This window comes from Novosphingobium sp. 9 (genome assembly GCF_025340265.1).
Classification (GTDB): domain Bacteria; phylum Pseudomonadota; class Alphaproteobacteria; order Sphingomonadales; family Sphingomonadaceae; genus Novosphingobium.
In genome coordinates this window covers 301324-328318 of sequence record NZ_CP022708.1, presented here as the reverse complement: position 1 = coordinate 328318, position 26995 = coordinate 301324, and the positions used below count along the sequence as shown (strand labels likewise).

At 56.7% G+C, this 26995-nt stretch carries 29 protein-coding genes and 3 pseudogenes; 10 read left to right on the top strand and 22 right to left on the bottom strand.

What is annotated here, in order from left to right; genetic code table 11:
* Positions 1 to 51: 51 nt before the first annotated feature.
* The 4 genes and pseudogenes from CI805_RS16180 to CI805_RS16165 form a co-directional block, all read right to left on the bottom strand.
* Positions 52 to 1083 carry an IS110 family transposase gene (locus CI805_RS16180; protein WP_260929199.1) on the bottom strand — a complete coding sequence of 344 codons (1032 nt, stop codon included), beginning with the start codon at positions 1081 to 1083 and terminating at the stop codon, positions 52 to 54.
* A 224-nt stretch (positions 1084 to 1307) separates the two neighbouring features.
* Positions 1308 to 1613, bottom strand: coding sequence for an IS200/IS605 family transposase (gene tnpA, locus CI805_RS16175; RefSeq protein ID WP_409934973.1), 306 nt, complete (start codon positions 1611 to 1613; stop codon positions 1308 to 1310).
* 330 nt (positions 1614 to 1943) lie between these two features.
* Positions 1944 to 2968, bottom strand: a pseudogene (locus CI805_RS16170) (alkene reductase).
* A gap of 476 nt (positions 2969 to 3444) precedes the next feature.
* The gene (locus tag CI805_RS16165) at positions 3445 to 3678 is read right to left on the bottom strand and encodes a hypothetical protein (RefSeq protein WP_260929198.1); all 234 of its coding nucleotides are present in this window, start codon (positions 3676 to 3678) and stop codon (positions 3445 to 3447) included.
* A gap of 582 nt (positions 3679 to 4260) precedes the next feature.
* Here CI805_RS16165 and CI805_RS16160 point away from each other — a divergent pair.
* On the top strand, positions 4261 to 4536 hold the full coding sequence (locus tag CI805_RS16160) for a response regulator (protein WP_260929196.1): 276 nt from the start codon (positions 4261 to 4263) through the stop codon (positions 4534 to 4536).
* Here the strand turns inward: CI805_RS16160 and CI805_RS16155 are convergent.
* Positions 4526 to 5614: an HWE histidine kinase domain-containing protein gene (locus CI805_RS16155; protein ID WP_260929194.1), complete on the bottom strand. Its 1089-nt coding sequence runs from the start codon at positions 5612 to 5614 to the stop codon at positions 4526 to 4528. The two genes, CI805_RS16160 and CI805_RS16155, sit on opposite strands and share 11 nt — an antisense overlap.
* Positions 5607 to 6329: a Crp/Fnr family transcriptional regulator gene (locus CI805_RS16150; protein ID WP_260929193.1), complete on the bottom strand. Its 723-nt coding sequence runs from the start codon at positions 6327 to 6329 to the stop codon at positions 5607 to 5609. Before CI805_RS16150 ends, CI805_RS16155 begins: the two co-directional genes overlap by 8 nt.
* 350 nt (positions 6330 to 6679) lie before the next feature.
* Between CI805_RS16150 and CI805_RS16145 the strand changes: the two genes are divergently transcribed.
* The 3 genes from CI805_RS16145 to CI805_RS21190 all read left to right on the top strand — a co-directional run bounded on the left by CI805_RS16145 (position 6680) and on the right by CI805_RS21190 (position 7884).
* Positions 6680 to 7429, top strand: coding sequence for a Crp/Fnr family transcriptional regulator (locus CI805_RS16145; RefSeq protein ID WP_260929191.1), 750 nt, complete (start codon positions 6680 to 6682; stop codon positions 7427 to 7429).
* Positions 7430 to 7548: 119 nt separating this feature from the next.
* The gene (locus tag CI805_RS16140; protein WP_260929189.1) at positions 7549 to 7698 is read left to right on the top strand and encodes a hypothetical protein; all 150 of its coding nucleotides are present in this window, start codon (positions 7549 to 7551) and stop codon (positions 7696 to 7698) included.
* Between the two features lie 33 nt (positions 7699 to 7731).
* Complete coding sequence (locus CI805_RS21190) at positions 7732 to 7884, top strand: helix-turn-helix domain-containing protein (RefSeq protein ID WP_409934982.1); 153 nt, start codon at positions 7732 to 7734, stop codon at positions 7882 to 7884.
* An 85-nt stretch (positions 7885 to 7969) separates the two neighbouring features.
* Here the strand turns inward: CI805_RS21190 and CI805_RS16135 are convergent, their stop codons facing one another.
* The 3 genes from CI805_RS16135 to CI805_RS16125 all read right to left on the bottom strand — a co-directional run bounded on the left by CI805_RS16135 (position 7970) and on the right by CI805_RS16125 (position 9586).
* The gene (locus CI805_RS16135) at positions 7970 to 8350 is read right to left on the bottom strand and encodes a hypothetical protein (protein ID WP_260929187.1); all 381 of its coding nucleotides are present in this window, start codon (positions 8348 to 8350) and stop codon (positions 7970 to 7972) included.
* Positions 8351 to 8632: 282 nt separating this feature from the next.
* Positions 8633 to 8926, bottom strand: a complete 294-nt coding sequence (locus CI805_RS16130; protein ID WP_260929186.1) for a plasmid stabilization protein — start codon at positions 8924 to 8926, stop codon at positions 8633 to 8635.
* Positions 8927 to 9217: 291 nt separating this feature from the next.
* A complete protein-coding gene (locus CI805_RS16125; protein ID WP_260929693.1) occupies positions 9218 to 9586 on the bottom strand; it encodes a four-helix bundle copper-binding protein in 369 nt (122 codons plus the stop codon).
* A 375-nt stretch (positions 9587 to 9961) separates the two neighbouring features.
* Here CI805_RS16125 and CI805_RS16120 point away from each other — a divergent pair, with 375 nt between their 5' ends.
* From CI805_RS16120 to CI805_RS21185, 3 genes and pseudogenes are all read left to right on the top strand, one after another.
* Positions 9962 to 10840 carry a Ku protein gene (locus CI805_RS16120; RefSeq protein ID WP_260929185.1) on the top strand — a complete coding sequence of 293 codons (879 nt, stop codon included), beginning with the start codon at positions 9962 to 9964 and terminating at the stop codon, positions 10838 to 10840.
* Positions 10821 to 11222, top strand: a pseudogene (locus tag CI805_RS16115) (DNA polymerase ligase N-terminal domain-containing protein); the annotation flags it as partial. The gene CI805_RS16120 and the pseudogene CI805_RS16115, both read left to right, overlap by 20 nt.
* 235 nt (positions 11223 to 11457) lie before the next feature.
* Positions 11458 to 12218 (top strand): IS5 family transposase gene (locus tag CI805_RS21185; protein ID WP_260929692.1). Its coding sequence is split into 2 segments (ribosomal slippage): positions 11458 to 11794 and positions 11794 to 12218, totalling 762 coding nucleotides; the frame shifts between segments, so codons are not numbered across the junction.
* Positions 12219 to 12972: 754 nt separating this feature from the next.
* Here the strand turns inward: CI805_RS21185 and CI805_RS16105 are convergent.
* From CI805_RS16105 to CI805_RS16075, 7 genes are all read right to left on the bottom strand, one after another.
* Entirely contained in the window at positions 12973 to 13152 is a 180-nt protein-coding gene (locus CI805_RS16105) for a hypothetical protein (RefSeq protein ID WP_260929184.1), read from the bottom strand.
* Between the two features lie 434 nt (positions 13153 to 13586).
* On the bottom strand, positions 13587 to 14513 hold the full coding sequence (locus tag CI805_RS16100; RefSeq protein ID WP_260929183.1) for a cation transporter: 927 nt from the start codon (positions 14511 to 14513) through the stop codon (positions 13587 to 13589).
* Positions 14510 to 14977, bottom strand: coding sequence for a hypothetical protein (locus CI805_RS16095; protein WP_260929182.1), 468 nt, complete (start codon positions 14975 to 14977; stop codon positions 14510 to 14512). Before CI805_RS16095 ends, CI805_RS16100 begins: the two co-directional genes overlap by 4 nt.
* A gap of 457 nt (positions 14978 to 15434) precedes the next feature.
* A complete protein-coding gene (gene ligD / locus CI805_RS16090) occupies positions 15435 to 17918 on the bottom strand; it encodes a DNA ligase D (RefSeq protein WP_260929181.1) in 2484 nt (827 codons plus the stop codon).
* A gap of 72 nt (positions 17919 to 17990) precedes the next feature.
* Positions 17991 to 18647: a DUF6766 family protein gene (locus CI805_RS16085; RefSeq protein ID WP_260929180.1), complete on the bottom strand. Its 657-nt coding sequence runs from the start codon at positions 18645 to 18647 to the stop codon at positions 17991 to 17993.
* Positions 18648 to 18830: 183 nt separating this feature from the next.
* A complete protein-coding gene (locus CI805_RS16080; protein ID WP_260929178.1) occupies positions 18831 to 19076 on the bottom strand; it encodes a cysteine hydrolase family protein in 246 nt (81 codons plus the stop codon).
* On the bottom strand, positions 19066 to 19455 hold the full coding sequence (locus CI805_RS16075) for a hypothetical protein (protein WP_260929176.1): 390 nt from the start codon (positions 19453 to 19455) through the stop codon (positions 19066 to 19068). The genes CI805_RS16080 and CI805_RS16075 overlap by 11 nt, the downstream gene beginning before the upstream one ends.
* Positions 19456 to 20027: 572 nt before the next feature.
* Between CI805_RS16075 and CI805_RS16070 the strand changes: the two genes are divergently transcribed.
* Entirely contained in the window at positions 20028 to 20705 is a 678-nt protein-coding gene (locus CI805_RS16070) for a Crp/Fnr family transcriptional regulator (RefSeq protein WP_260929175.1), read from the top strand.
* A 49-nt stretch (positions 20706 to 20754) separates the two neighbouring features.
* Here CI805_RS16070 and CI805_RS16065 read toward each other — a convergent pair whose 3' ends face one another.
* Positions 20755 to 21099 (bottom strand): hypothetical protein, encoded by a 345-nt coding sequence (locus CI805_RS16065; protein ID WP_260929174.1) that lies wholly within the window; start codon positions 21097 to 21099, stop codon positions 20755 to 20757.
* Positions 21100 to 21259: 160 nt separating this feature from the next.
* Between CI805_RS16065 and CI805_RS16060 the strand changes: the two genes are divergently transcribed.
* The gene (locus CI805_RS16060) at positions 21260 to 21802 is read left to right on the top strand and encodes a Crp/Fnr family transcriptional regulator (protein ID WP_260929173.1); all 543 of its coding nucleotides are present in this window, start codon (positions 21260 to 21262) and stop codon (positions 21800 to 21802) included.
* Between the two features lie 170 nt (positions 21803 to 21972).
* Here CI805_RS16060 and CI805_RS16055 read toward each other — a convergent pair whose 3' ends face one another.
* From CI805_RS16055 to CI805_RS16035, 5 genes and pseudogenes are all read right to left on the bottom strand, one after another.
* Positions 21973 to 22716 carry an alpha/beta hydrolase family protein gene (locus CI805_RS16055; RefSeq protein ID WP_260929172.1) on the bottom strand — a complete coding sequence of 248 codons (744 nt, stop codon included), beginning with the start codon at positions 22714 to 22716 and terminating at the stop codon, positions 21973 to 21975.
* Positions 22713 to 23803 (bottom strand): annotated as a pseudogene (locus tag CI805_RS16050) (DUF3182 family protein). Before CI805_RS16050 ends, CI805_RS16055 begins: the two are co-directional and overlap by 4 nt.
* A gap of 215 nt (positions 23804 to 24018) precedes the next feature.
* Entirely contained in the window at positions 24019 to 24156 is a 138-nt protein-coding gene (locus CI805_RS16045; protein WP_409934972.1) for a hypothetical protein, read from the bottom strand.
* Between the two features lie 12 nt (positions 24157 to 24168).
* The gene (locus tag CI805_RS16040; protein ID WP_260929171.1) at positions 24169 to 25359 is read right to left on the bottom strand and encodes a zinc-dependent alcohol dehydrogenase; all 1191 of its coding nucleotides are present in this window, start codon (positions 25357 to 25359) and stop codon (positions 24169 to 24171) included.
* A complete protein-coding gene (locus CI805_RS16035) occupies positions 25359 to 25934 on the bottom strand; it encodes an SRPBCC family protein (protein WP_260929170.1) in 576 nt (191 codons plus the stop codon). The genes CI805_RS16040 and CI805_RS16035 overlap by 1 nt, the downstream gene beginning before the upstream one ends.
* Before the next feature lie 568 nt (positions 25935 to 26502).
* Between CI805_RS16035 and CI805_RS16030 the strand changes: the two genes are divergently transcribed.
* The gene (locus CI805_RS16030) at positions 26503 to 26982 is read left to right on the top strand and encodes a ribonuclease E inhibitor RraB (RefSeq protein WP_260929169.1); all 480 of its coding nucleotides are present in this window, start codon (positions 26503 to 26505) and stop codon (positions 26980 to 26982) included.
* The last annotated feature ends 13 nt before the right edge of the window (positions 26983 to 26995 follow it).

The following is a 26995-nucleotide window of genomic DNA, read 5'->3' as shown; positions in this document are numbered from 1 at the left end:
CCTTCTTATTCCCCCATTATCCGGCGTCAGGCAGGGTCGGTCGGATGTCGCTCATGCCACCGCTGCCTGCGCCGGAATTCGATAATCCTCATTTTTCGTTATCAATGCCCAGATCGTCCGCGCCATCTTGTTGGCCAGCGCGACCGCAACGAGCATTCGGGGCTTTCGCGCTATTATGCGTGCCAGCCATGAAGCTTCTGGGATTGATCTCTGCCCAAGTCGGTTCAGCCGCGACATCGCACCGATAATCAGCAGCCTGCGAATATCAGCTTGCCCCGCCTTCGAGATGCGTCCGAGACGCTCTTTACCGCCGGAAGAGAACTGGCGCGGAACAAGGCCGAGCCAAGCGGCAAAGTCACGACCGCACTTGAAGTTCTCCATCGGCGGGGCAAACGCCTCGACAGCCAGCGCGGTTAAGGGGCCAACGCCGGGGATGGTCTGCAAACGCCGCGCCGTATCGGCCTGGGAAGCCAGCGCCTTGATCTTCGCAGTTCGGGCATTGATACGCACCGTCTGCTCGGCAATTTGCTCCAGCAGTTCTGCGCACTCCTCGCGCATCAAAGCGGGCAGTTCGCTATTTGGCGCTTCCACTATCTCGGCGATCCGCGTGATCTGGTGCATTCCCTGCGGAACAGCATGCCCATACTCATAAAGGCAGGCTCGAAGCGCGTTGATCAATTCGGTGCGCTGGTGGACAAGCCGTTCGCGGGCCCGAAAAAGGATGGCTCGACTTTGTTGCTCGGCGGTCTTGGGCTCTACAAAGCGCATCTCAGGGCGCTGTGCGGCGATGACGATGGCCTCGGCGTCCGCCGCATCGTTCTTCTGCCGCTTTACGAACGGTTTCACATATTGAGCAGCAATCAGCTTCACCTCATGGCCAAGCCGGACCATCTCACGCGCCCAATAGTGCGCGCTGCCGCAAGCCTCCATCACCACCACTGCTGGCGGCTGCTCCGCCATGAAACTACGGAATTTCTCTCGCGATAGCTTCTTGCAGAACCGTGGTTGCCCACGCATCGACGCCGCGTGCAGCTGAAAGACATTCTTTGCCAGATCTACCCCGATCATCGTATCCTTCGTCACGGTTGCCATCCTTTCCGCTCTGTGGCTGCAAACACCACGATCTTGGCACATTGAGATGCCGTCTGGGGAGGGCGGCAACCACCCCATCTGACCGGCTGACGCCGGTAGGATCAAGCGGAGGGGCTGAAGCCATCCTTGTGGGTATGTCGGTCCAGATAACGCATGATGATGTCATCGGTGATGTTGCCGGATGTGGTGGAGAAGTAGCCGCGTTGCCAGAAGCGTTACCCCCAGTAGCGCTTACGGATGTGCTCGAACTCCTGCTGGATTTTGCGCGACGAGCGCCCCTTGGCGCGGCGCACGAAGTCGGCGACCGAGACGTGGGGCGGTATCTCGACGAACATGTGGACGTGATCCTTCGACAGCGCGCCGTTTATGATCGTCACGCCCATCTCGGCGCAGACCTGCCGGATGATCTCGCGAACCCGCAAACGCACATCGCCGATGAGCACCTTGTACCGATACTTCGGCGCCCAAACGAGATGGTAGCGATGATGGAATGTCGTGTGACAACCGGACCGATACGCCATAGCCTGTAACCTCGGGAAAAACGGAAGCCGCCGAAGGCGTAAAGCTTCCGTTTTTCCCGAGGTTACAGGCTACCACGCGAGTCTGTGGCTAAAGCCAGTATCCGACTGAAGTCGGAGGGGTTCCTCCTCGGAATAGGACTCTAAACTCCGATCGGTGCGCGCGGGCGAGCAAGCCAGGTTGGCTCACCCTGGCATTTGAATTTGCAACGATAGCATTGTGGATGCCGTAAAGCAGTCGAAGCTCGGCAAGATGACAGACCAGGGCACGCAGATACACTGTATCAAGCAAAAATAACGAACGGCGCATGGCCTGCATATCACCCAACCGGGTCAATGGTCGGGCGCAAGAAAGGGATAATCGGAGTATCCCTTGACCCCGCCGCCATAGAACGTTGCCTGATCAGGTTTTGTCAACTCAGCTTCGACACGCAGGCGCTCCGGCAAATCGGGGTTGGCAATAAAAGCCCGGCCAAAGCTTATCGCATCCGCATCCCCTGCCATGATCGCGGCAGCGGCGCGGTCCGCATCGTAATTGCCATTGGCAATATAAACCCCGTCATAATGCGCGCGTAAGCGCTTCAGCAACGCGCGCTCATGCTCTCCTGTATCCTGTCCTGTAAACTGTTCGATCACGTGGAGATACGCGAGATTGCGCTTTCCAAGCATATGATAGGCAAGGGAAAAGGTGGCTTCCGGATTGCTGTCACTCATGTCGTTCGCCTGCCCAAGGGGCGAAAGGCGAACTCCCACCCGATCGGCGGGAAATACGGACAGAACCCGGTCCAGCGTTTCGCGCAGCAGCCGCTGACGATTATCGATTGAGCCACCATAATCATCGTCACGGTGGTTGGTACCATCTTGAAGAAACTGGTCGAGCAGATACCCATTTGCTGAATGGACCTCCACGCCGTCGAAGCCAGCTTGCATGGCAAATCGGGCGGCACGCTCGTAATCGTCAAGCGTCGCGGCAATTCCATCGGCATCTAGAGCCTCAGGCTGCGAGGTATCGGTGGGCCCCTCGGCGGTGAAGGTCTGTGCCTTGGCGCGGATGGCGCTGGCGGCAACGGGGGACCTTCCTTCCGGCAAAAGAGACGTGTGGCTGATCCGCCCGACGTGCCAGAGCTGGCAGAAAATTCGCCCCCGGCCGCGTGGACGGCCTCAATGACAGGCTTCCAACCTTCCACATGCGCCTTGCTGTGGATACCGGGCGTATCGATGTAACCCTTGCCCATCGCAGATATCTGCGTGGCTTCAGAAATGATGAGCCCCGCCGACGCCCGCTGTCGATAGTAGGCGATGGCGAAATTTGCAGGCGTTCCATCCGCATGGGCACGGTTTCGGGTCAACGGTGCCATGAGCACGCGGTTTGGCACTTCAAGGGCACCGATCCGGAGCGGAGCAAAGAGATCTGAATGGCTGTTCATAACAACGTAATCCTCGAATTGATTTGCTGTAGCCACTCCAAGCTTGCGCTTTTGCCACCGGAGCCGGCCTGAGCGGCATAAGCGCCGCTCATTTCCGGAAAAATGCCGGAACACACGGTCTAAATCGTCTTTTCGCTCCATCGCGATCATCGCCAGCGCGTTTCCATCGACACGACCGCGCCATGTTCCCAGAGTTCCGATGCCACACTCAATCTACGCCAATGCCAGCCGGCATACCTTTGCAGGGGGGGCTTGGCCGCATGAAGGTCATATCAGCGCCTTTCGCATTCAAGGGCGGCGACTTGGCCTCACCATGTGCGACCTTCAGATCGAACCAGAGAACTCGGAGGCAAGAAGTCTATTGCGCAACAGTCTCCCATCTGATGGGCACGATAGCGAGCGTCAGATCAATCGGCAGGCGCGTGCTGCGTACTTCCCGGATCGGCCCCTGGTCTTTTGGTGGTGTCTGCGCCGGCCCACATCACACCAACCGCCAACACCACCACCAGAGCCACGGCTCCCGTCAGAATAATATTAAGCTTTTTTCCGCCACGGTTCTCATTTGAACGCTGGTGACTTTGATCGGGCTCAGGCGCCATCATTCGTCCTTTCTTCATGCTTCCTGCAACCAACACAGTCATGCGCGTATCGTTGCAGATGCCTTCGTCGTGTCAGCATCCTGGCATCGTACGATCCGCACAGGTCATCGACCGGGCCAGTTGCACCAAAACAACGCGATTCAACCCCATCGCGGACGGACCGCATTCCACTGAAAGCCGATCCTATCCTGAGTACGCTAAACGGTAAGCCTGTGCCAAAACGACAGAGCCTGGGACTTTTCGCTAAGGTGCGTGCCGTCGCGTTTTCCATGGTGCCAAAACATTGCTCGAGCCATTCTGCAATGCAGGCCAAGGAAAGGCGCCGAGTACGACCGCGAAATCCAGCGCGGGTACACGGCACCGCCGGTGTGCACTAAAGGCCTTGAAAAACCGCGGATGGTGCAAAACCTGCGATGGGCGAATTGCGGGCATGGAATACATCAATGCAGACCTCAATCATGGGTAGATTATCGAGAGGTAACTGCTCTTGTCTGCCAACATGTGCGGCGGCAAAAATCTGATCGGAAGGCCCTCAAGCTTGACCCACCCCCTTATTGCGTTCTTGTTCTCGAGGACGAGTACCTCATCGCAAGCGAAATTTCGGCAGTGCTTGAGGACGCTGGTATGGAAGTCCTTGGCCCCTTTGCTTCTGTGGATAAGGGCGAGGCCCAGTATCGATCGGGAAGATCAATCGATGCTGCGGTGCTGGATATCAATCTGCAGGGGCAATCGGTATTTTCTTTTGCGGACGAGTTGCTCGCAGATCATGTTCCTTTTCTTTTTTCGACAGGCTACGATGGCGACGCGATCCCCACCCGGTTTTCCCGCATCCCGCGTTACGAAAAACCCATACGGGTGGATCGGCTGGCGGGTGAACTTGATGCGATCATCAAGGCCTGAAAGGCCCACCTTGAAGAGGCAGCTCGAGATGGAATTCCAGGCCATCGGACTGGAAGTCCAAGTCGGTAACCGCACCAAGTTCATCGGGCAGCAACAGCAATAAAAGCTCCGTACCGAACCCGCCCTGCCCCTTTCTCACCGAAAAAACGCCGCTTTCTTTCCAGTCCAGTATCAACCATGGCACCCTGCTGCGGCGCTGCACGGCCCAAGTCACTGATATTTTGCCGTCCTCGACTGACAAGGCCCCATATTTGACGGCGTTTGTGGCCAACTCATGAAAGGCAAGGGCCAGCATCTCTGCGGTTTTGAAGGAAAGCTCAAGTTCCGGCCCCGCAAGCACCAAAGCCTCGCCATCGCGCGCGAGATGCACCGCAAGTTCATCCCCGATCACATCGGCCAGATAGATACCGCGAGCCCCCGCAGCCGTTCCAATCGCCATCTGGATGCGGGAGAAGGCGTCGATCCGACCTTCCATGTGCATCAGCGCTGTTTCGCGGTTTAGGCTGGCCGACATTGTTCTGCGGATGATCATTCGGACGACACCCAAGGCATTTCGCAGACTATGCAACCCCTCCTGACGGGCACGACTTTGCGCGAGGATATTCTCTTCACCGGGCTTGTCTGCGTGGCCGCGGAACAGGAAAGCCAGCAAAACTCCCGTAATGCCTCCTGCCTCGTCAGGGAGCGGTGAGCAGGTGATGTCAACTGGAATTGCATCGCGTATCAGTCCCGGCTCACAAGGACGAAGTACGTCGTGCAAGCTACTTGCGGTACCGTTGAAAGCCAGTTCATGCAGAAGGCTTTCTCCCGGTGCCAGTGGCATTGCACGGCCGCTAGTCCCGAGTTGGGCGAACATGCCTTCGCAAAACATCGTTTCGTAGGCATCATTGTGAATTCTCGCGCGGCGGTCTCCCCACAATATCGCCATGGGCTGCGGTGAAGCGGCGATCAGATCAACCATGGCCTGCAATCGAGAGGGCCATCGGTGCGGATCGGGCAGCCCGACATCACTCCATGCGCCGCGCGAAAGCGATGACATCATTGTGTCGGCGCTGCTGATGCCCGGCCATTCAACCATTGAAGCCGAGCTGCCTTTCCCTCCTGTCGAGGTGCAGGTAATTAGGGTTGAACAGAGCCACCGACATGAGCGAAGGCAAATCCTTTACCAAAAGCCGCTTGTTGCGCAATTCGATCAGATTGTCGCGACGCATCTCCTGAACTGTGCGATTAACATGGACATGGGTCAGGCCTGTCGCTTCGGCAATTTCCGCCTGGGTGAGCGGAAATTCGCAGCTACCGTCCTCGATCATGTCCACGACCTGCTGACGAACATACATTTCGCAAAACAAGTGGGCGATACGTTCGTATGCAGTTCTCCTGCCGATGCTGGTCGTCCACTCGCGCTGAATTGCAACGGTCACCAACTCGTGCCACCAAAGCGCGCGGGCAATCCTGGGCGAGCGATCCATGAGCGTCTGAAACTCCTGCTGCCCGATCTCCGCCAAACGAACGCTCGTCACGGCCGAGAGCGAATGATCCATTTCCTTAAGGATAAAGACATTCGTGTCGCAAAGGTCGCCATTGATAAAGAAAGACAGGATCTGGCGCCTGCCATCAGCCAATTGCTTGTAGCGCTGAGCCCAGCCTTCCAGGATAACGTGGACGTAATGAGGCTCTTCTCCTTCGCGTATGATGTCTTGGCGTGGCGCTACAATTCGGGTGCGCTTCTCCAGAGCCTGCGACAGCAATAGACGGTCCTCGCTCGTAAGATGGACGAATGCGGACAGACGCAAGGACAACGCCGTGACGGGCTCCAGAAGGTTTGGGGACGATGTCATTGGGCTGTCGGTTTTCTTTGTTCATTCACATGCGTTAAAGCCGCTGGAAATTCTTGCTGACTGTTCAGTGGAGTAGCAGGCGCGATTCTCGGAACGCCATCGGCTTGACGCTCGAGGGCGAGCTACAGAAATCGCGGAAGCGATCCCTTTAAAAACACCATAATTGCCGGTTGTGCGCGCTAAAAACGATCAGATGCGGGCAAATTAGGCCAGGCCGGAGCAGGGACGGGCATTTATTGATCTATGTGAATGCATGCGACAGTCGTTCGATGGTGCAACGCATGCGGGGCAACAGGACGAGAGAGATGGTATCACCGGTGCAAATACGTCTGCTGCGGGCGCAAACCGGGATCCTTGCAGATGTCGCCGCAAAGAAGACTCTGAGGACATTCCAGCCCGGTCAGATACTGTGCTCAGAACATGAAACGCCATCCGGAATCCTAGTGGTTCTCAAGGGCTGGATCGAGCAAGCCCTGCAACTACCCGACGGGCGCCGCCAAATCGTCGGCCTCGCCATTCAAGGCGATATGTGTAATTTAGGAAGCGTGGCCTCTCGCCCGGCAGACTGCACGCTGACGGCGCTGACCGAGGTTGCAGTCGGCGAAATCGGCACCAGCGAATTGCAAGAGACTTTACTCCACCGACAGGAATTTGCCACGCCTTTCTGGGCGGGGCATCTTCGAATACTCGCTATCCAAAGGCGGTGGATTGCCATGTTGGGGCAACGCAATGCCCTTGAACGCATCAGCCATCTGTTCTGCGAACTGTTTGTTCGCCAGCAGATGGCCGGCCTTTGTGACGACACAACCTGTCCCTTCCCTCTCACGCAAACCCAGATTTCCGAAGCGTGCGGACTAACGCAGGTCCACACCAACCGCACTCTGCAGGAACTACGCAAGCGGGGGCTTGTCGATCTTAATCAAAAGCAGCTTCGCATTCCGCATTTCGACGAACTGGCGGCGCTGGCCGTTTTCGAAGGAAGCTACCTGCGCAGTGAGTACCCTCCCCCGAGATCGCCGTCGCATGGCCTGGCAGCCGGACATACCAGTCCATAGGGAATCCAAAAAAATTGTCGTAAGGCCGGAGTCTATGGTCGAGCCCGCGCTTCCTGCTTGCAGGGATGTCAATACCCAATTGGCGCGTTGGCCTTCACTAACAGGACAATTACCGGGCGGTGACCGAACTGGTTTGCGGTAAAATACATATGCCGGGCGAAATGCTCACGGCCTTCGAACGCCAGAGCGAATGGCTCCTGCCCCTTGGACGCAAGACAGCGGTGGAACGGGTGGCATTCCTATTTCAAGAACTGCATGACCGCCTCTAGGGACAAAGCCCCTCTTCCCCTCACGAATACGCCATTTGCCTTACACAGCAGGAAATCGCGGACATCTGCGGCTTAACGCCCGTCCATGTATATCGGGTTCTATCGCAACTCCGCCAAGGACCATGTCATCAAATGCGGGGGGCAAGATGTTGTCCGTTCCATGCCCTTGAACACTCGCGGCGATAGCGAAACATACCCAAAATAGCGTGGCCCGAAAAACAAACAATCGGCCGCCCATTGCACAAAATAGGCAACATCCTAAAAATTACCTCTAGCCTTTCTCGGCAGATCTTTCCTGATCCTTCAATGTTTTGAAATGCCCAATATTGCTACCTACAAACACTATAGCAATAATGATGCCAACAATAATTACAATCGCTATTGCTGCTTTACCCTTGCGGCGAGGCCCAGGATTGTTCGGATTATTCATTTTGCGGGGCTTTCTCTCTGCAGCAGATTCAACATCCCACCATCTGTCAGCGACCGCTAACGGTACGGAAATGATCAATGATCCGCCGATCCAACTGATGTTCGAAACGAATGGCGAGCCGGTTTGCTTCTGAATGGTTCCACTCAATGCGGAAAGGCACGGGCCCAACAGCCCCGATCCAAAGATTTCCCGCATCCCCGGAAAAACGCGCTTCTGGATCAATCTGCAATTCGCATGAATCAGGCGCGAGACGAGCAACGCGGACGGAAATGGAACGCATCGAATTTATACATTCGCCAGGAACTGGCATGGCATGTCCCTTTCACCAGATCACACGTCAACGGATCACCGCGACTTTGTTTTCCAATTTTGCGAAAAAACTGATCTGTATTAAAAATCATCTCCCGATTCAGGCCGAGAAGCACTGCCTTTCGTAGCGCTAAAGTGCGTCATCATCGTCGAAATGGTGCGAAAATCGACATCGTCCTTTTCCGAAAGTCACCTTCATCCGCTCTTCTTGCGGCGGGTGTCCCACCCTTTTTTCGCTGCAGCCGATCTTTGCTCGTGAGTCTGGCTTGCTCCCCCGATATGCCCGCCCTTGCGTGATGACGCGTGGCTTTCCTTCTTTCCTCGCCCCGAACCCGATTTCTTGCCACCTCCTGACTCTTTGTTAACTGTGGCCCAGGCTCGCCGCTGCGCCTCGTCATGACCAACCCCGCGATCTTCATAGCCTTCCTCGATATGCTCGGCCTTTCGCTTCTGCTTGTCGGTATAGCTGGACTTGTCTCCACGCGGCATAACACGCTCCTTTGCGTTGTCAGAAAGATCTCGTTGCTCGGTAGTTGTCAGCCCTCCGGCGCTCTCTACGAAGACTGCCACCTGCTACAGAAAAACGATGGGGTGGTGTGTCCATGCGCGGGAATCAGCTGCTCTTTGCGACTGGCCGCCAAACGCCTTGCTGAACACGTGAGCGAAGCTTCGTGACGCGATTCTCCTGCCTGAACGTCCTGTTTTCCAGATCGAGGACGACTGAAGGCGATATCGTTTTGTGGGACCATTTTTGCGGTCTGAATCCCTCATCTCTCGTCATCAGATTGCGGGAAATGCCTGGCGACAGTCAGAGGCGCATTCCCGACACATTTCCGCGCAGAGACGGCAATGCTCGTGGTCATGACGTCCACATTCTTCCGCACAGCTTTCGCACGTTATAACACACGTCTCGACCATCGTTCGCAATACTGCGGAATTGCTTCCTGTGTGTCTCATCGCCAGACGAGCCGTCGCGCCGCAGACATCAGCGCAGTCGAGGCAGGCCCGGATGCATTGTCGCATGTCTTCATCTTCCGCAATGCAGGCGTCCGCGCAAGATGTACACAAAGCCGCGCAGAAAAGTGCATGACGTGCTGCAGTAGCAAGTTCTTCATTCAACGTATCGACGTCCGGATGAAGCGCGATCATGTTATGGAGAGACATCTCCTTATTCTCCTGCGTTGCGGCGGGCCACGAAGGCGTAATCGCTTGGAGAAGTGAAGGCTCCGTATCCTTGATCCATGTTATCGACACGCTGCCATCACGAGAAATCGCGTCGGCGTCTGGCATCGCCCCCCAATGCTGTAGGCACAATCTGCCTAAAGGGGTACGTTCGCCAACGCCCATATTTCGGTCGATCACCCCTGGGATTGCCTCCGTTGATCCGGGTCCGAAATTTCAAAGGTACTCGTGTGCAGGATAGTTGACCGTATTCATAATCCCGGCAACTCTTCATTGCTGAAGAGTTGCCGGGAACCACCTCCCCTGCTTACCGCTTGTGAGTGCCGAACAAGGAGGCAGTCCATGCCCGCACGCGCATACTGGAAAGGCCATATCCGTCTGGCTCTCGTCTCGATCCCGATCGAGGTCTATCCCGCTACGCGATCGGGAGCGGCGATTGCCTTCCACCAGATTCATGAGCCAAGCGGCAAGCGCATCCGCTATGAAAAGGTCGCGCCCGGCGTCGGCCCAGTCGACCGCGACGAGATCATCAAGGGCTTCGAGATTTCCAAGGGCAGTTACGTTTTGCTCGACGAAGAAGAGATCGAAGCGGTCAGGATCGAAAGTCGCAAGACGCTCGAACTTGTCCAGTTCGTCGATGCCCACGAGATCGACGTGCTCTATTACGAGAAGCCCTATTTCGTCGTCCCGGCCGATGATTTGGCAGAGGAGGCTTATAGCGTATTGCGCGAAGCGCTGCGCAAGGCCCGAAAGGTCGGCCTTGGCCAGCTGGCGGTGCGCGGGCGTGAACAACTGGTCTCGATCAAACCGTGCGGGCGCGGACTGGTGATGGAAGTGCTGCGCTATGCCGACGAGGTCCAGAAGGCCCAAGGCTACTTCCGCGAGATCAAGGACACGGCACCGGATACCGATCTTCTAGACCTTGCAACCACGCTAATCGAAAAGAAGTCCGCGCCGTTCAAACCGGCCGAATTCCACGACCGCTATGTCGATGCGCTCCATCGCTTGATCGACAAGAAGTCCAAGTCCAGGAGCAAAAAGCGTATACTTGAGGATGTCGAAGAACCGACCCATGGAAAGGGGAACGTCATCGACCTGATGGCGGCGCTCAAAAAGTCAGTCGGGGGCAAGCCCGCCAGCAAGTCCACCTCATCGAAGCGCAAAACCGCGGTGGAGACGACCTCTTCGTCGAGTGGTAGCCGTGCACGCAAGAAAGCGTAGCGGCAAGAGCGGAAGCGCCGCTGCCGATCTCTTCGCGCAATATAACCGCAAACGGGATTTCGCGAAGACCGCCAAACCTACCGGCAAAAGTGGCAGGACCCGTGGCAATTCCTTTATCGTGCAGAAGCAAGCCGCCCGGCGGCTGCACTGGGCTTTCCGTCTCGAAGTCGACGGCGTGCTCAAGTCCTGAGCGGTAACGTGTGGACCGAGCGCCGATCCCGACGACAAGCGCCTTGCCGTGCGCGCCGAGGATCATCCGTTATCCCATGGCGAATTCGAAGGTGGTATTCTCAGAAGGGAGTATGGCGGCGGCACAGTGATGCTTTGGGATAAAGGTACCTGGCCGCCGATCGCGGGCAAGAGCGCGAGGGACATCGAAGAAGTGAACTGATGCGGTGGATGCCTCCCTTCACCGCATTAGTTCAGCCAACCATGGCAATTGAAAGTCACCGGGAAAAACCCAGCGCCGTAAAAGCTTCGGGTCGGTTGGGAGGGCCTTGAAGGCCTTCGGGTCACAGCCGTCATATTCGCTGCAAAGCGTTAGGCTGTAAACTCATAAAATGCCTTGAGGATTGGCTGTTCGCATGATTCAGAGTGTTCCAGACTTGGAGGGCTTGATGGCACGACGGCGGTACGAACTGACAGATCGGGAATGGGCGATTATTGAGCCGTTGTTGCCCAACAAGCCACGGGGCGTGGCACGGGTGGATGATCGCCGAGTTCTCAACGGGATCATGTGGCGCTTTCGCTCGGGAGCGACGTGGGCCGAAGTGCCAGAGCGCTACGGACCTTCGACGACCTGCTACAATCGGTTCGTGCGCTGGCGCAAAGCCGGGGTCTGGGACCGGCTGCTGGCGGCGGTTTCCGCTGGATATAATGGCGAACTGGTGATGATCGATTCCACCTGCATGCGCGTCCACCAGCACAGTGCGACGGGCAAAAAGGGGGAAGCTGCGATCGTGGCATGGGACGTTCCCGGGGCGGTCTCACCAGCAAACTCCATGCTCTTGCCGATGCTGACGGACGCCCTGTCAGCCTGAGGCTGACAGGTGGGCAGGTTCACGACGCCTGCGAAGCCGAGGCGCTGATCGAAGCCATTCCCGACGGTGCAACTCTGCTGGGCGACAAGGGATATGACAGCAACGCCATTCGCGAGGCGGCTGCGACCAGGAACGTCTGGGCCAACATTCCCAACCGATCAAACCGCAAGCAGCGCTTCGCCTTCTCGCCATGGCTCTACAAGCAGCGAAACCTCGTCGAACGCTTCTTCAACCGCATCAAGCAGTTCCGCGGTATCGCCACCCGATACGACAAAAAACCCGCCAACTTCCTCGCAGCCATCAAGATCATATGCATCCGCATCTGGTGCAGCGCGTAATGAGTCTACGCGGTAACAGGTTGCATCGCTTCAAGGATTTGTTGGCTCATCAGCAAGATGGAGGAACCATCTGACACGATCAGCATTATGCACTCACCGACGGCGCTTACCCCCGTTTGTCTCGTCGGTAGTTGATCGGGCCGGCCAACCTGCCCTGGTAACCGGCCCGATCACGAATAGCGGACGTCAGCACAGCCTGAAGCGCTTCTCCCGTCAGATCCCAATCTAGATCAAGACGCTGAAACTATCGTCGATGGGCCGTGTTGAGGTTATGCCAGCGCGACTTCCCACCCCGAAGCGCTGGACTTGATCGGGCTGGCCCGTTGGCTGAATACTGCGGGCCAGCTCGATCATAGCGCGATCACTGGGGACCGCGTGGTGGGGCTCCGTCCTGCCGGCGCCTGTCACCAGGTGCCGGCACTTTTTTGAGCCCTGATGCTTTGAAGCTCTGTTTGGCGCAGCACTAGATATCCACGAATGACAAATAAGAAGGTGCTAGTGGCTTGCGCCATAGAAAGAATTTTGCCACCGCCCTATTTACTGCGATGCTCGGTTACAACACGCGACCTGTCGCCGACATCGCAGTACCATTTTTCATACATACATTAGGACAGCAGCTTGGACTGTCGTTCGACCGCCTATTGATTTGGCGCCTTCTCGATGGCAAGCAACCGCACGGCTGCGGGTTACGGCAGTCCATTCGATGGAGCCCCGCAGTCAACCGATCTCCGCGCAACAGGCCGCACCAGCGCGTCTAGTTCATGATCGGCGGAACAGCGCTGTCTTGAGGATGGACCCATTCAAAGCTTTCGAGGATCGGAACTTCCTCCAGAGGCTGAGTGGTCTTTTGAATAATCGTGAGCCAGAGGCCGTCGAAATCAGGGATGACCGCCATGGCCGGGCTTTCGGCTTGAGGAAACACGCTGGGGTCCACTTCGACCGCAACGCCTAACCGTATCGATGGCTCGAGCACATGCTTGCGCTGAATATGGATGCAAAGTTCTATAGCCCAACCATATTAACGACATGATTTTTTCTGTCACGGCCACAAACAACCCGAGGCAGGGAACTCCCGGAACCATGTGGCCGGAGCGGCATTATGCACTCACCGACGGCGCTGCCCCCCTGTTTGTTTCGTCGGCAGTTGATCGGGCCGGAGAGGTTCTCCCTGAGCTACCGGCCCGATCACGAGCCTCCGCATGCCGTGGCCTTCAAGACAGGAATGCCATTGGTTGCTAGCTGCCAGAACCGGACGGTCCTTTCCTATGAGCGTAAAATTGGCAGCTGAGTGACTGAACCGGTCATTCGTGGGATAGGCGAATAACCAGGATTGGGCGTGCGATTGCATTTGCGGTATTGTGGCGCCTCTTACAATCCATCCGTAATCGGAGGTATGAAACTGACTTGCGCAAGCCGCCATGCACGGCCTTCTTCCTTGGGCCAATAATGGCGCGGCTGCCGATCCTCCTCTGGCGCATATACGCCGTGGACTTCGGCTCGGATCAAGCGACCTGTCTCGCGCAGTCGAATAATCGCGTTTGGAAATTCATCGCGCAGACGCTCTTCGAGTTTAAGCGCATCGCCGGAAAGCTTAGGGCTGGAAAGGGCCCGTGGTGAACCGTCGATCAATTCGGCGGTTGAAGATCGCAGCGCCTTGACGCCATCGCTGATCACATCGATCGAAATGATCGCCGCCGCTATGGAATCGGACCACCACCAGCCAAACCCAAGGCCTATGACCCCGGCAAGGCCCGCCGCCCCGGTCAGCCAATTCGCTTTGTTCATAAGGGCATCGGTATGCAGCAGCTTGTCGTTCAGCTGCTCGGCGAGTGGTAGCTCCTTCCGTCCGATAAGAATGGGCGGAATAAGCGAATAAAGCTGTGCTGCGATCATCAGCCACCCAAGCCAGAAATCATAGCCCAGCAGCGCGATTGATCCGACCGTCGCGTGGTCGGCAGTCACAAGGGCTACGACCGCGTTATAGAGTAGAAGCAACCCCACCGCCGTAAGCGCGACTGCCGCAACGAAAAAGCCGAGCCCGTTGACCCGCTCGAAGCCGAATGGAAATCTTTTGGACCTCTCACCCTTCAGTTCCATGTGAGCGGCGATGAGAAACATGATCGGAGGTACGACACCAAGGGTGTCCTCTACCCATGCCGTCTTCATGGTTTGGCTTTGGCCGAGCACGAGCCCCATCACGACGATGATGGTCGACGTCCAGAACAGGTTCCAATATTCCAGCCTGATAGCAGCGCGCATGGTATTGCGAAGTTCGGTTGGCAAACTGTTGCTCATTGGCTTCTCGCTTCCGCTGAAACGGCGCGCGATGCGCGTTCCACAAGCATGATCCAACGGTTCTCACCGTTTCGCATCGCTGCCTTCAGTTCGAGTGGATCGCTTTTTGGACCTGATGCTCGCAGGGGTGGCCCGAAAGCTACCTCCGTCTTCCACGGACTGGCTTTGGTGAACTCACCTAAAACGAGATCGAGGTTTCCATCAGACACTCGTTGGAGAAGATCTTCCGCTGTGCCAACCGCAATACTCGGATGTGCGTAGATGCGCTTGGAAATCTCGCCTATCAGCTGCTGGCCCTCCTTCCTGCGTTCGGTGCCGGCAACCATTCCAACTTTGAACTGCCTTTCATGCGCAATCCTTTGTGACGTATTTTCCGGATCGCGCGGCAAAGCCTCACAACCTGGCAGCAGAAATGCCGTTACAAGCATGGCCCATTTCATGTTGAAGCGGTATTTGTTCATCATCGCTAATAGAACGACGCAGTCCCTATGTGGTTTCGTCAACATAGAGATGTAGCAGGGACATTATGCGGAAACTTCAGACAGGGCTTTGCATGCTTTTGCTTTACGTACCACAGGCGGCTTTCGCGCAGGATAGCGGATCATCTTTGGCAGCGCGGAATTGCGCATCGAGAGGCCGCCATTGCAGCCTACACGGTCGAGCTCGGACCGCTCTAGGTGGCATTTGGACTAGCTAATTGACAACTGGGCAAAACAGCGAGCCGCGAGAGGGTCAATTGACGTTGAAAGATATCCAGCGGCGCTATGGACTAGCGGCACAAACTAAAGTCCAGCTTTCACGGAGAGCATATGGGCGCACGACGAGGCGCGATCACCAAACGGGGCCCTGCACGACAATGGAATCGGGGTCCAGCTAAGCCTAAAGGCCCTCAATGATTGCCTTTAGGCTTAGCTGGACCGGTTAAAGATCAGGGATAAACTGGTCGGCCCGACCCCACATCGCGAGATTTTTCGATGATGCACGCTTCAGCATTTCGGCACCATCGCCGATGTGCCAGCGGGACGGCTTATCAAGATTGCGCAGTTCTTCCCAGGTGACTGGGACCGCAAGCGGGGCGTGTTCGCGGTTGCGCGCGCTGTAGGGCATCACCGCTGTGGCGCCGCGCTGGTTGCGCAGATAGTCAATGAAAATCCGTCCGGTCCGTCTCGCTTTCGAAAGCGCAGCAGTGAAGCGGGTCGGCTCCGACTGCTCCAGCGCCGTGGCAAAGCGATGGGCAAAGTCCTTCACCACCGGCCACTCCGCCGACGGAGTGAGCGGCGCGATGACGTGAACCCCTTTCCCACCGGTCACCATCGGAAATGTCGTAAGCCCCATTTCGGACAAAAGATTGCGCATATGGAATGCGGCAGACACGACATCCTTGAAATCAAGGCCCTCGTCAGGATCGAGGTCGAACACGAGTCTGTCCGCCTTCTCGACATCCTCGATCCGCGCCCCCCAGCCATGGAACTCGATTGTACCCATCTGCACGCAAGTGAGAAGGCCGGTAGGCGTATCGACGAAGAGATAGGCTTCTTCATGTCCATCCTTTTCCCGGATGCCGACCTGCCTGACTGTATCGCCGAAACTGCCGGCGTCGTGCTTCTGGAAAAAGCATTTCTTCGCCCGCCCCTGCGGGCACCGTACCAAGCTGATAGGCCGGCTCCCCGCCCATGGCAGCATGATGGGCACCACGGTTTCGTAATAATCCGCCAACTGACCCTTGGTGAGCTTGCCTTCGGGAAAGATCACCCGTTCGCGGTTGCTGATATTCACTATGCTGATCGAAGAAGCAGTGGCCACATCAACCGCTGCTTCCTTTTCGATGACCACCGCTTCTGGCTTCTTGTCCTCACGCAAGCCGAGATAGCTGGGATGGCGTAAGACCCCTTCATCCGTGAATTCCAGATACGCGATCTCTGCGACAAGCTTTGGCTCGATCCAGCGGGCCCCGCGCACGGCGGCGCGCGGAGCCTCGACAGTTGGTTCGTTTCGGGCGAGCGGAGCCATGATTTCCATCAGCCGCGTGATCTCCTCGTCGGCGAAGCCAGTACCTACTTTTCCCGCGTAACGAAGCTGGCCATCCTCGTTGACGGCCAGTAGCAGCGAGCGGAATCCGCGCTGCTTGTCCGAAGGGGTGAAGCCAACGATCACGAATTCCTGACGGCGTATGCACTTGGTCTTCATCCAGTTGCCGCTCCGCGACCCGCTGTAGCGCGCGTCGGCGCGCTTTGAGATCACCCCTTCCAACCCGACATCGCAAAAGCTGGTCAACAGCTTCTCTCCATTGCCGACGATATGGTCGGAGTAGCGAAGGTGCCCCTTTTGCTGGGCCAGGAGCTCGGCAAGCTTTTCTTTCCGCTTGATGAGCGGGAGGCCAGTCAGATTCTCCCCATTCAGTTCAAGCAGATCGAAAGCATAATAATCGATCTTGCCAGGATCATCCTTCAGCGCAGCCTGAAGGGCCGCAAAGCTGGTACGACCATCGGCTAGTGTTACCACAGCCTCGCCGTCGATCAGCGCGCTGTCGACATCGAGCTGGACAGCTTGGGCGATCAGACCCGCAAATCGATCCGACCAATCGAGCCCTGATCGGGTATAGGCCCGCCCTTCGCCACCGCCCACGGCAATGAGCGTTCGGTAGCCGTCATATTTAAGCTCATGCAGCCAGCGGTCGCCTGATGGCACATGGTCCACTAGAGCTGCAAGCTGGACCGGTTGAAAGGGCGGCAGCTTGCCGTTTTTGTTGCGCTGGCTCGGAGCAGCTTTTCTCGCCGGCGCGGATACCGCCGCTTTGGCCCTTACATTGCGTTTCTGTATCGTTTTGCCAGCGGCGATCTCTTCCATCGTGCGGCCGCTGTCTACACTGGTGAGATGTATCCCGATAAGATCATCCGAGCCAGCGGCGAACTCATCCTCGATCTTTCGCAGAATCCAGTTTTCGCCTTTTTCGCGTCCGCGAGGCTTGAGGCGGAACATGATCCACTCACCCTGCATCCGGCGTCCGTGTAGCGTGAAATGCAGATGGCCCTCGGCCAATGTCTTGCTTGGATCCTTTTCCGGGACCGGCTCCCAGGTGCCATTGTCCCACAGCATCACGGTGCCACCGCCATATTCACCTTTCGGAATCGTACCCTCGAAACGCGCATAGTCGAGTGGATGGTCCTCCGTGCGAACCGCCAGGCGCTTGTCGTCGGGGTTCGGACTTGGTCCACGCGTCACGGCCCAGCTGACCAGCGTGCCGTCGAGCTCAAGGCGAAAATCATAATGGAGGCGACTCGCGGCATGTTTCTGCACGACGAAGCCGTTGCCCGCTGTCGGCGTGGATACTCCTGACGGCTCAGAGGTCCGTGTGAAATCGCGCTTGCCTCGATACCTAGCAAGACGCTCTTCTGCTGACGCCATTTTTGCTTTTGAAGCTATTACCATGTCCGCTCCGATCGAGATTGCAAATTGTGGAATGTTTACGGCTTTCCTCTATTCTCCGGTCTGACTGTTGGGCGCAGCGACAGCCTTGGACTCTGGAGACTCGCGCTGCCGCAAGAATATCGAAAGGACGACCAGCACGGCGGTCGAAAGGAACTCACTTTGCCAATTCTGGAAAGATTCAAACCACAGTTTCCCGTCGGCAAGATAGGCCAGGACTGAGAGTGGTGTCTCACCGTGCTCCAGCGCATCCTCCGCCGCCGCGTGCGCACTCTGAAACCAGTGCATTGCAAACGACGCTGCAAATAGCAGAGCGAGCACAAAGCCAAGAGATCGGGCGTACAAGACGCGCAACGCCGGTCCTTTGTGCAATACGGATGGCGCTCCGGGCCGATAAGCCTGATGGTACAGATGTTCGTCTCGTTTGGGATCATCAGGATCTTTAGATTCAGCAGAGCCCTGCTGGATCAGAAACGCGGTGAGAACCACATAGGCTGCCATTTGCAAGAACTCGCTCTCCCAGTTTTCGAAAACCGACGAAAGAAATTGCGGACTGGCGGCATAGGCAAATAGCGACAAGCTTGGCTCGGCATGCCTTCGGGCATCTTCCAACGCGACATGCCACCCCGAAATCCACTGCCCGACAATGCAGATCGCAAACAGGGAAAGGAGGGCAATCGTCAGCCCGTTGTTCTTCAGCCACCCCATGGGGGTCTCTCTCCCATTCTTTCGGCCGTCCATAGCAACACCTGGAGAACAAATCGGTTCGCTGGGCAAGCTGCTAGTACTTCAAGCTGGCCAGCCCATCCATCGACCATAAGTTCCGAGATCGCCGAATTGTCTGCGCCCATGCTCTGTACCATGATTTCCAAAGCCCATCGGCCCCGGTTTTCATGTTCTGCAGCGACCGCATTCCGAAGGCACCCATAGGTCGTAGTCACGCATATGGGCATCTGCCGCAGTGAACAGGACGCATATGTCCGTGGCAATCCCGCTCAAAACCAGTTTGCTGGCGCCAAGCTGCGGTAACAGGACCGGCAGGTTTGTCGCATAGAAGGCGGAAAACTGCGGTTTGATTATGAAATAATCGGCCGGCGCCGGCTGCAGCAGCTCGGTAGCAGGATTTTTAATTTCCAAGGCACCGGCAATCAGGCTGGAAGCTTCCGAATGCCGATCGCCAAATCAGGATGGAAGCTTCCGAATGCCGATCGCCAAAATTGTCATTCACGTAAATGACTGGCCATTGGCGATCACGAAACTCACCTCGCAAGCGATGAATGTTACGCGCCGCTGCCAGCGCGGACGGTTGGAGATCGTCAGCTCCTTCAAAATCGAAGCAGTTGACCATGTCCAGAATGAACATGCCTGGACGATCACGTAATTCAGGGGGCTTCCTCAAACTGGCAAGACTTACCTCACCTATGAAGGTGCGGGGCGAATAGCGATCCAGCGCCGGGCGGTAGCCACTTACCGTATCCTTTTGCAATTTTGACGGCTTGCGCGTCCAGCTTGTCATGATCGTTTCCTACGCGATTGATAAGCTCCTGCGCGCAATCCCCACCACAGCTCCTTAATATCCGGGCTTGTCTGGATTCGCTACGCGCAGCTTTTACCTCTTCAGCGTGTCACGTCTCCGTCTCGGCGCTCCTTGGCCGGATATTCATCCGGATTTACTTCACCCACCATTGGGCGGTCTTCGATCTTTTCGGGCTTCTGTCCGCCACCCGCGCGAGGATCATGATGCTCGTCGGGGCGAGCGTCGCCTAACGCACCGCGCGGCGTCTCCGATGGGTGTGCCGGGTCCGGGCCGCGGTCATCCTTATCTGGGCTAGTCATGGAGCGTCCTTTCAGTGATGCAGACTGAAGAAGAATCCGCGTCCGTTGTTCCAGTCTAGAAGCGCAAGGCTAACCTCGATCAATGTATTTCAATCCGGATGGCAGGGATTGCCCCTGAAAGGTGTTGTACTTCGTCGCTCTAAATGGGCGCTTCATCCGATCAGGGTCAAAATCGCAACCTGGATCAATGCTGCCCTGAAATGAAACCCTACCGAATATGCAGGGAGCGGGCAAACCGGAGAGGCGCATAGCATGACTGATCCTTCCGCGTTGTCATATCGCGAGTTCCGCAAACACGACCATCTGGCGCGTAAGAACGATATCCAGGAGAATATCCTTCGCATCGAGGAAGGCTGGGCGAGCCGTAATTGCGTCCTGCCCGACGGCCGCAGAGCGATAACCTCGTTTTTTCTTCCAGGTGATTATTGTGAGCCTCATTGGCTGCTGTCGGGGAAGGCTGACCTGCCAATTGTAGCCCTGACCAACATAAAAGCGCGACTAATCCCTTTGGCAGACATTCACAGTCGACGTGAGCACGGGGTTAAGGACCTACTCGGCAGCATACTAACAATGCACCGCCGTCAGACCGACATGGCCGTGAGCTTGGCGCGCAAATCCGCCCTTGAACGTGTTTCCGGCCTGCTTCACGAGCTCTTTACACGGCTTGACGCTGCCGGGCAGGCGGTTGGCGACCGGTGCAGCATCCCGCTCACTCAGCAAGATATCGCGGACATGCTTGGTTTGACATCGGTGCACGTGAACCGCGTGCTGAGCGAGCTCAAGAGCCGCGGTACGATTAGGTTAGCCAGCAAGACTTTACGTATACTGAATCCCGCGACCTTTGACGCTTCGCATTCGTCTTTTGCAGAGCCGGGGAGCCCGTCACGGATCCCCCCTATTTCATCTCGACCGAAGGTGGTCGCCGCGTAATTGAAACTTACAGGCTGCTATCGCTGATTCCATTGAGCGTGGGCTCGAATTATGCGAGCATCAATCCGATCCCGATAAAGGCAACGCCGATGGCTCTGAGAGAGTATTTGCCAAGGGTCGTCAATCCGTAGTCTCCCAGAATCGTGCTCGCGACGACAATCAAGCCGAATGCGCTCAGGATCATCATCGGGATGGAGAGATGCGCCATTGAAACCGCCCTTTGATCGCACTGAATGTGATCACCGTACACGCGAACGATTTGGGTGCGTTGACCTATGTTAACGCCGGAACGTTTAGAGGTGGGAACAAAGCCTACGGTCATGGGCTCTACTGTCGCGCTGCCGGAAGGACGGCGCAGGTCATGAATAACCCCTTTGTCCTCAAACTCCAGCACGGCGCCAAGCTGACGGAAGAGGATCGAGAAACTCTCCGTGCGGTGAGCTGCGCTACGCGCCCGCTACACGCCAGGCAGGACATCATTAGCGAAGGCGAACCGCCTCTCAACGTCCACTTGCTAATGGAGGGGCTGGCTTGTCGCTACAAACTGCTGCCGGATGGAAATCGACAAAATTTTTGCACTGTTTGTGCCTGGCGACATTTGTGACCTCCACGTCCAAATCCTGGGGTGCATGGACCATAGCATCGGCACCCTGACCGCTTGTCGACTTGCTGAACTGAGCCCTGCCACCGTCGCGCGGTTGACGGCGAATCCAAGGATTAACCGCGCCTTGTGGTGGGCGACGCTGGTAGATGAGGCGACGTTGCGCGAGTGGCTGGTCAACATGGGTCAGCGTTCTGCAGATCGCCAGCTTGCTCATCTATTGTGTGAGCTGCTCATGCGGTACCGCCTCGTGGAAATGGCCAAGGATGATAGCTTCCAGCTTCAGATGACGCAGAAGGAGCTTGCCGACACCACCGGGCTCACGACGGTCCACGTCAATCGTATGATGCGCGCGCTTCGTGAAGGGAGCCTTATCTCTATCGAAGGGAAACGTATTTTTGTGCCTGATGTGACCGCACTCACAGAGTTTTGTGATTTTGACGCTAACTACCTGCATCTTGACGATAAATCGCCCCAGTTGGGGCGGCGGCGCTGAAGCGAGACACCCACAAATGTATTAAAACCTCCGCTACCCTATGACGATCGGCTTGTGGCAAATGTCCTCGCTAAGCGGATTCCGGCCGCACGAGATACCAAAAAGGAAAGCCGAGCCCTCGATCTTCTGATCGGTCGCCTCCAAGCGCCAAGCCTAGCTGAAACCATCTCTCATTTCACTCTGCGGCCACCGCGAACCATTTCCTCGACCCAAGTCAGCAGAAGGTCGTGATAGGCCTTGCGACATGTCTCGTCGCGCAGCGCGTGATCGGCGCCCTTGAGAATGCGATAGCTGAGTGAATTACTGTGATGAAAAGATGAGATGAACGAGCTTATAGTCTCGTGCGGTACGTAGTTATCATTCTCGGATTCAACAATCAGTACATCTCCGGCAAATGCCTCGCAGGCAGCGAGCGCCTTATCGTGCTGTCCGGTACGGAAATGGCTGCGGTAAGTCATGATCTGATCCCGAGGGAGCAGTGCTTTGGGTTTTTCCCAATGCTCGTCGGGATATAGCGCTGGGACCCTTAAAGCCAGCCAGGCTACAGGTCGATATTTGGTCAGCAGCGCAGAGAGGTAACCGCCATAACTTGTCCCGACCACAGCGATTGCCGAACGATCGACCTGCGGCTGCGAGGCCAGGAAATCGTAGGCGGCAAGGACATCAGCCAACCCGTCCGATCGAGTAACTGTATTGCGCTCGACGTCGTGACGCGCATGACCGCGCAGGTCAAATGTGAAGCAGATGCAGCCCAGTTGGGCAATTTCTTCAGCGCGAGCCAGATCCTGAACCTGCGACCCGCCCCAGCCATGCACGAAGAGGACACCCGGTATCAGCTTCGCTGGCAAGAGCAGCGTTCCATCAAGCGTTTGCCCTTCGACATTTATCGTTACGCCTTTACGTCCTTCGATCATCGTCTCTCTGCATACTTGTCGAGAAGTCCGACCGCCGGATCTCTCCCATGAAAATAGATGGTGGCACCGGGCGGCAGAACCGATGTGCCTCCGTAAACTTCGACCGTAGCTGTCTCCACCATTTCAAGGTCTGGATCTGCGGCGAAAGCTTCAAAAGCGGCAATTTCCGCGCCGCTCGCTCCGCCCGCGCGCCAACTTTGTTCAAGCACCCCAATCTTTCGCAATCCTTGCGCATCGGTGCCGGACACTACATCGTAATTGCGACGCGACGCGATTATATCGGGATAAGCATCGAAAACCGCCGCATCGAAATGCCGCGCCTTAGCGACAATCTCAGTAAGAGAGGGCATTTCGCATGGCGTTGCGAGTGCTGCCCACCCGCCGCGGACACATCGCAAGTGCGAACCCGCATAGACTTGGGCGCCACGGTTATCGCGCGTGAGGTTCTGCGTACCCCAATAGGCGATCGAGTCTCCGAACAGGCTTACCGTTCCTACACTGTAGGTTTTTACCGCCTCTAGGTTTTCTTCTATGACGAGACCGGTGCGTCGCAGTGCTGTTGGATCGTAACTAACAACGGCGGCATCTAGGGCATCACAATCGCGCACGACGACCTGTCCTCGCCCGATGTTGCCTCGACATCTTTTAGCCTGATAGGCCCAAGTTCGAGCAGCATCCGGCCTGCCACCCGCGCTTCATCAGCCGAAAACACGGAGTAGCCGCGCAACACCGCATCGCCGAGGTTGGCGCTCAATGTCCGCGCCCAACCGAAGGGATGAATAGCAGCAGCATCCCAGAGCCCATGGCTAATAATTTTCGTCGCGACGAACGGCTCGGGCACAGCCCCTCCGTATAATTGTTCTTCAGATAGGATCCCAAACTGGGTAGCCTCCTTGAGAGTCAAAGTATCAGCCGGAATGAAGAACGGTTGAGAATCAGATCGCACGCCCGGCTCGATGACCCGGCCGCCGCACAACCCAGCGAGACGCTGCGCCAGAACGGCACGTGTCGATATATCGTGACCATTTGCAAAGTTCTCTCCAAGTAACCTAGGCTTAGGAAGCAGTATTGAGATTTCGACATCCATGCGTGCTTCTCCCAATTGACCGGTTTGCGCTTCCGCCCGGATAAGGATCTCCTTGAATGAGCCGCGCATTTTGCGCGGCATTGCCTGCAACCATCTTCGTAGTTTTGGCGGCCTTTTAGGGGCCTAATCGACATCTTTTAGACGGTAAGCGGGCGGTCGATGCCATCCAGCGTTGACGAACTGCCTCCATTGGCACGACGTTGCCCTGCGCAAGCTCAAATCGGTTGCGGCTGCCTCGATAGCGGTTCGTCCGCTACCACCAGCAGATCGTAACCGGCCCACACGACGCAATGCGCAAGCTCGAACCTGATCCCGATGGCCGCGTCCGTAATGACGGCGAATTTATCGGCCATGTGCGACTCTCCTCATACGGCGACGCGGTCGAGGCCAGGCTTCATCACGACCTTGGTCACGTCATTCTGATGGTCGTGAAACAGGCGGTACCCCTCTGGCGCCTGCTCCAATGGCAGTCGATGGCTGATGAGGAATGTGGTGTCGATCTTGCGCTCGACGATGGCGTTGAGCAGTCCCGGCAGATAATGCTGCACATGAGTCTGGCCGGTCTTAAGGGTCAGGCCTTTTTCCATGAACGCGCCAAGCGGGAACTTGTCGACGAAGCCACCGTAAACGGCGGGCATCGAAACCCGTCCGCCCTTGCGGCAGGCATGGATCGCCTGTCGTATGCTGTGCGTTCGGTCGGTCCCCGTAAAGGTCGAGACTTTGATTTGATCCCAAACGTTGTCCGCGAAGAACCCATGGGCTTCGAGGCCCACCGCATCGATGCAGGCGTCCGGGCCTATACCACCTGTCATCTGGATCAGAGCCTCGTATGTTTTTGTTTCTTCATAATTGATTGTCTCCGCTCCGAACTTTCGCGCGAGTTCGAGGCGGCGCGGAAAATGGTCGATGGCGATGACGCGTTCTGCGCCCATCAGGAAAGCAGACTGGACGGCGAAAAGCCCCACCGGGCCGCATCCCCACACTGCGACCGTATCCCCCGGCTCGATCTGCGCATTCTCCGCCGCTTGCCAGCCCGTGGGAAGAATATCCGAAAGGAACAGCACCCGGTCGTCATCGATGCCGTCTGGAATGACGATAGGCCCCACGTCGGAGAACGGCACACGCACGTATTCAGCCTGGCCGCCCGCATAGCCGCCGGTCATGTGACTGTAGCCAAATAGACCGGACATCGGCTGGCCGTAGAGTTCCTGAGCTATATCCTGATTGTCCGCCGGGTTGCCGTTGTCGCAGGCAGAGTACTGATGCTTGCCGCAATGATAGCAGCTTCCGCAAGCGATAGTGAACGGCACGACTACGCGCTGGCCCTTTTGCAAAGTCGATCTGGAACCTGTCTCGACGACTTCGCCCATGAATTCGTGGCCGAGGATATCGCCTGCCTTCATCGTAGGGATGAAACCGTCGTAAAGGTGCAGATCTGAGCCGCAGATCGCCGTTGACGTCACCTTGATGATGGCGTCACGCGGATTGAGGATTTCGGGGTCATCCACGGTATCGACCCGAACGTCGTGCTTGCCGTGCCAAGTTACTGCGCGCATCAGGCAGTCTCCTCTTCGCGTTGCTTGAACGTGCGGGCCGCGGTGGCAACCTCGCCTGTTTCCATGAGTTGCTTGAGGCGCCTGAGATCGCGCCGCGTCTGGGTGCCGGGTTCGCGCTGGAACAGCTTGGCGACCAACTTGCCAACAAACCCTGCCGGGGGCTTGTAGAGGATTGTTGCAGTCACGACTGTCCCTCTCCCGCCTGCATCGCTAAATTCCACTCGGCCGCTATTGGAAACGTCTGAGCTATTCGTCGATACCCAGGCTAATGCTTCACCGGGAAGGTCCTGGACGATTTCTGCGTCCCACTCGACGGTCATTCCGGCGGGGCCTGTCACGACCCAGTGAGACGTGCGATCATCCTCCACATCAATACGCCTCACGTTTTCCATGAACTTGGTGAGGTTCGGAAAATGCCGCCAGAATCGATACAGATCGTCTCTGCTGCGATTAATTGTCACAGAACAGGCAATAAGGGTGCCTCTCTCACCGGAGGCGCTTTCGCGCACCGCATTTTGCATGGCACTTGCATGCTTTATCGTGGCCGGCGGGGCATCGTCACGCAAGTCCGTCATTGTGGGTCCCTATTCGTATGAAGTGCATTGGTAATATGCCAACCATTTAAATTGTGCCGATGCTGTTCCGCAGTGGGTTGGCGGGGTGCCAGGCCGGAACGCTTATGCTTCACCAAGCGATCCCCACCGACAGCGTTCCCGGATGGCGCCCATGCGCTAACATGGATCAGTCTGTCCGATTGCTGGAGGAGCGTGACTTGATCGAGGTTAGGAATACTCGGTTGCTGGGAACGGATAATAATACCTGGCCCTTCCATCATGTAACGGAACGGAAGGAGCGATATGCCCCGTAAGATCACGCTCACAAACGGTGAGGAGCCCCGGCTACGTGCTGGCGATGATCCCTATGAAACACCGCACGGTCAAATGGGGACGCCCGTCCAGACGAGAAGCACAATCCTCCAACGCGCGGCGCTCAGAAACCAGAAGAGGCGGATGATCGGCCCGTCGTCAGGAGCGTCAAACCGGAGGATTATCCCGAAAAGGAACGGTGCGACGGGGACGTCGATCATGACCCTCAACGATCAGCCTGATTATAAGGCGGACGAAAAATCGAGGAGAATTAAGCATGAGACCAGATGAAGACAGCTCTAAAAACGCCGAGGCTGAGAACGAGATGATCTGCCCTCCCTCCTACCAAGGTGTACAACTGCGTCCGACCACTGGGCCTGCACGTTCCGGATCGTCCAACATTCGGAATCCCGAATATGCTGACGAAACAAGAGCGACCAACGAAATGCAACTTAGTAAGGAGGCGGATGAAATAAAGACGATTGTCTTCTCCTTCGTTTTTCTCAACCGGGCGTCGGCACAAGCTTTCGCTGTTTCCATCGAGAACGAAGAAGTACACGCACAGGTCGCAGATCCGACGGACGGGACTACATCCTGCACTGTTCAGGTATCCAAAATCCTTGCTGCTAATTCCGAACGGATATTGTCAGAGCAAAAAGAAATGCAAACAGTAGCGGAGCGTCAGGAAGGTAGATCTGACGGCTGGCTCGTCCGCGAACTGGACACCTCGAAAAACTCGTGGCGTCTGACGGCGTGAAGTGCTTCACTGC

Excerpts from the sequence above, each read along its gene's own strand:
- CI805_RS16070 (WP_260929175.1), top strand. The coding sequence starts at position 20,028 with ATGACTGATCCTTCCGCGTTGTCATATCGCGAGTTCCGCAAACACGAC.
- CI805_RS16145 (WP_260929191.1), top strand. The coding sequence starts at position 6,680 with ATGGTATCACCGGTGCAAATACGTCTGCTGCGGGCGCAAACCGGGATC.
- CI805_RS16155 (WP_260929194.1), bottom strand. The coding sequence starts at position 5,614 with ATGGTTGAATGGCCGGGCATCAGCAGCGCCGACACAATGATGTCATCG.
- CI805_RS16100 (WP_260929183.1), bottom strand. The coding sequence starts at position 14,513 with ATGAGCAACAGTTTGCCAACCGAACTTCGCAATACCATGCGCGCTGCT.
- CI805_RS16120 (WP_260929185.1), top strand. The coding sequence starts at position 9,962 with ATGCCCGCACGCGCATACTGGAAAGGCCATATCCGTCTGGCTCTCGTC.
- CI805_RS16045 (WP_409934972.1), bottom strand. The coding sequence starts at position 24,156 with ATGGCCGATAAATTCGCCGTCATTACGGACGCGGCCATCGGGATCAGG.
- CI805_RS16165 (WP_260929198.1), bottom strand. The coding sequence starts at position 3,678 with ATGACTGTGTTGGTTGCAGGAAGCATGAAGAAAGGACGAATGATGGCG.
- CI805_RS16125 (WP_260929693.1), bottom strand. The coding sequence starts at position 9,586 with ATGATCGCGCTTCATCCGGACGTCGATACGTTGAATGAAGAACTTGCT.
- CI805_RS16030 (WP_260929169.1), top strand. The coding sequence starts at position 26,503 with ATGAGACCAGATGAAGACAGCTCTAAAAACGCCGAGGCTGAGAACGAG.
- tnpA (WP_409934973.1), bottom strand. The coding sequence starts at position 1,613 with ATGGCGTATCGGTCCGGTTGTCACACGACATTCCATCATCGCTACCAT.
- CI805_RS16035 (WP_260929170.1), bottom strand. The coding sequence starts at position 25,934 with ATGACGGACTTGCGTGACGATGCCCCGCCGGCCACGATAAAGCATGCA.
- CI805_RS16160 (WP_260929196.1), top strand. The coding sequence starts at position 4,261 with ATGGAAGTCCTTGGCCCCTTTGCTTCTGTGGATAAGGGCGAGGCCCAG.
- CI805_RS16060 (WP_260929173.1), top strand. The coding sequence starts at position 21,260 with ATGGAAATCGACAAAATTTTTGCACTGTTTGTGCCTGGCGACATTTGT.
- CI805_RS16075 (WP_260929176.1), bottom strand. The coding sequence starts at position 19,455 with ATGACAAGCTGGACGCGCAAGCCGTCAAAATTGCAAAAGGATACGGTA.
- CI805_RS16095 (WP_260929182.1), bottom strand. The coding sequence starts at position 14,977 with ATGATGAACAAATACCGCTTCAACATGAAATGGGCCATGCTTGTAACG.
- CI805_RS16085 (WP_260929180.1), bottom strand. The coding sequence starts at position 18,647 with ATGGGGTGGCTGAAGAACAACGGGCTGACGATTGCCCTCCTTTCCCTG.
- CI805_RS16055 (WP_260929172.1), bottom strand. The coding sequence starts at position 22,716 with ATGATCGAAGGACGTAAAGGCGTAACGATAAATGTCGAAGGGCAAACG.
- CI805_RS16130 (WP_260929186.1), bottom strand. The coding sequence starts at position 8,926 with ATGCCGCGTGGAGACAAGTCCAGCTATACCGACAAGCAGAAGCGAAAG.
- CI805_RS16040 (WP_260929171.1), bottom strand. The coding sequence starts at position 25,359 with ATGCGCGCAGTAACTTGGCACGGCAAGCACGACGTTCGGGTCGATACC.
- ligD (WP_260929181.1), bottom strand. The coding sequence starts at position 17,918 with ATGGCGTCAGCAGAAGAGCGTCTTGCTAGGTATCGAGGCAAGCGCGAT.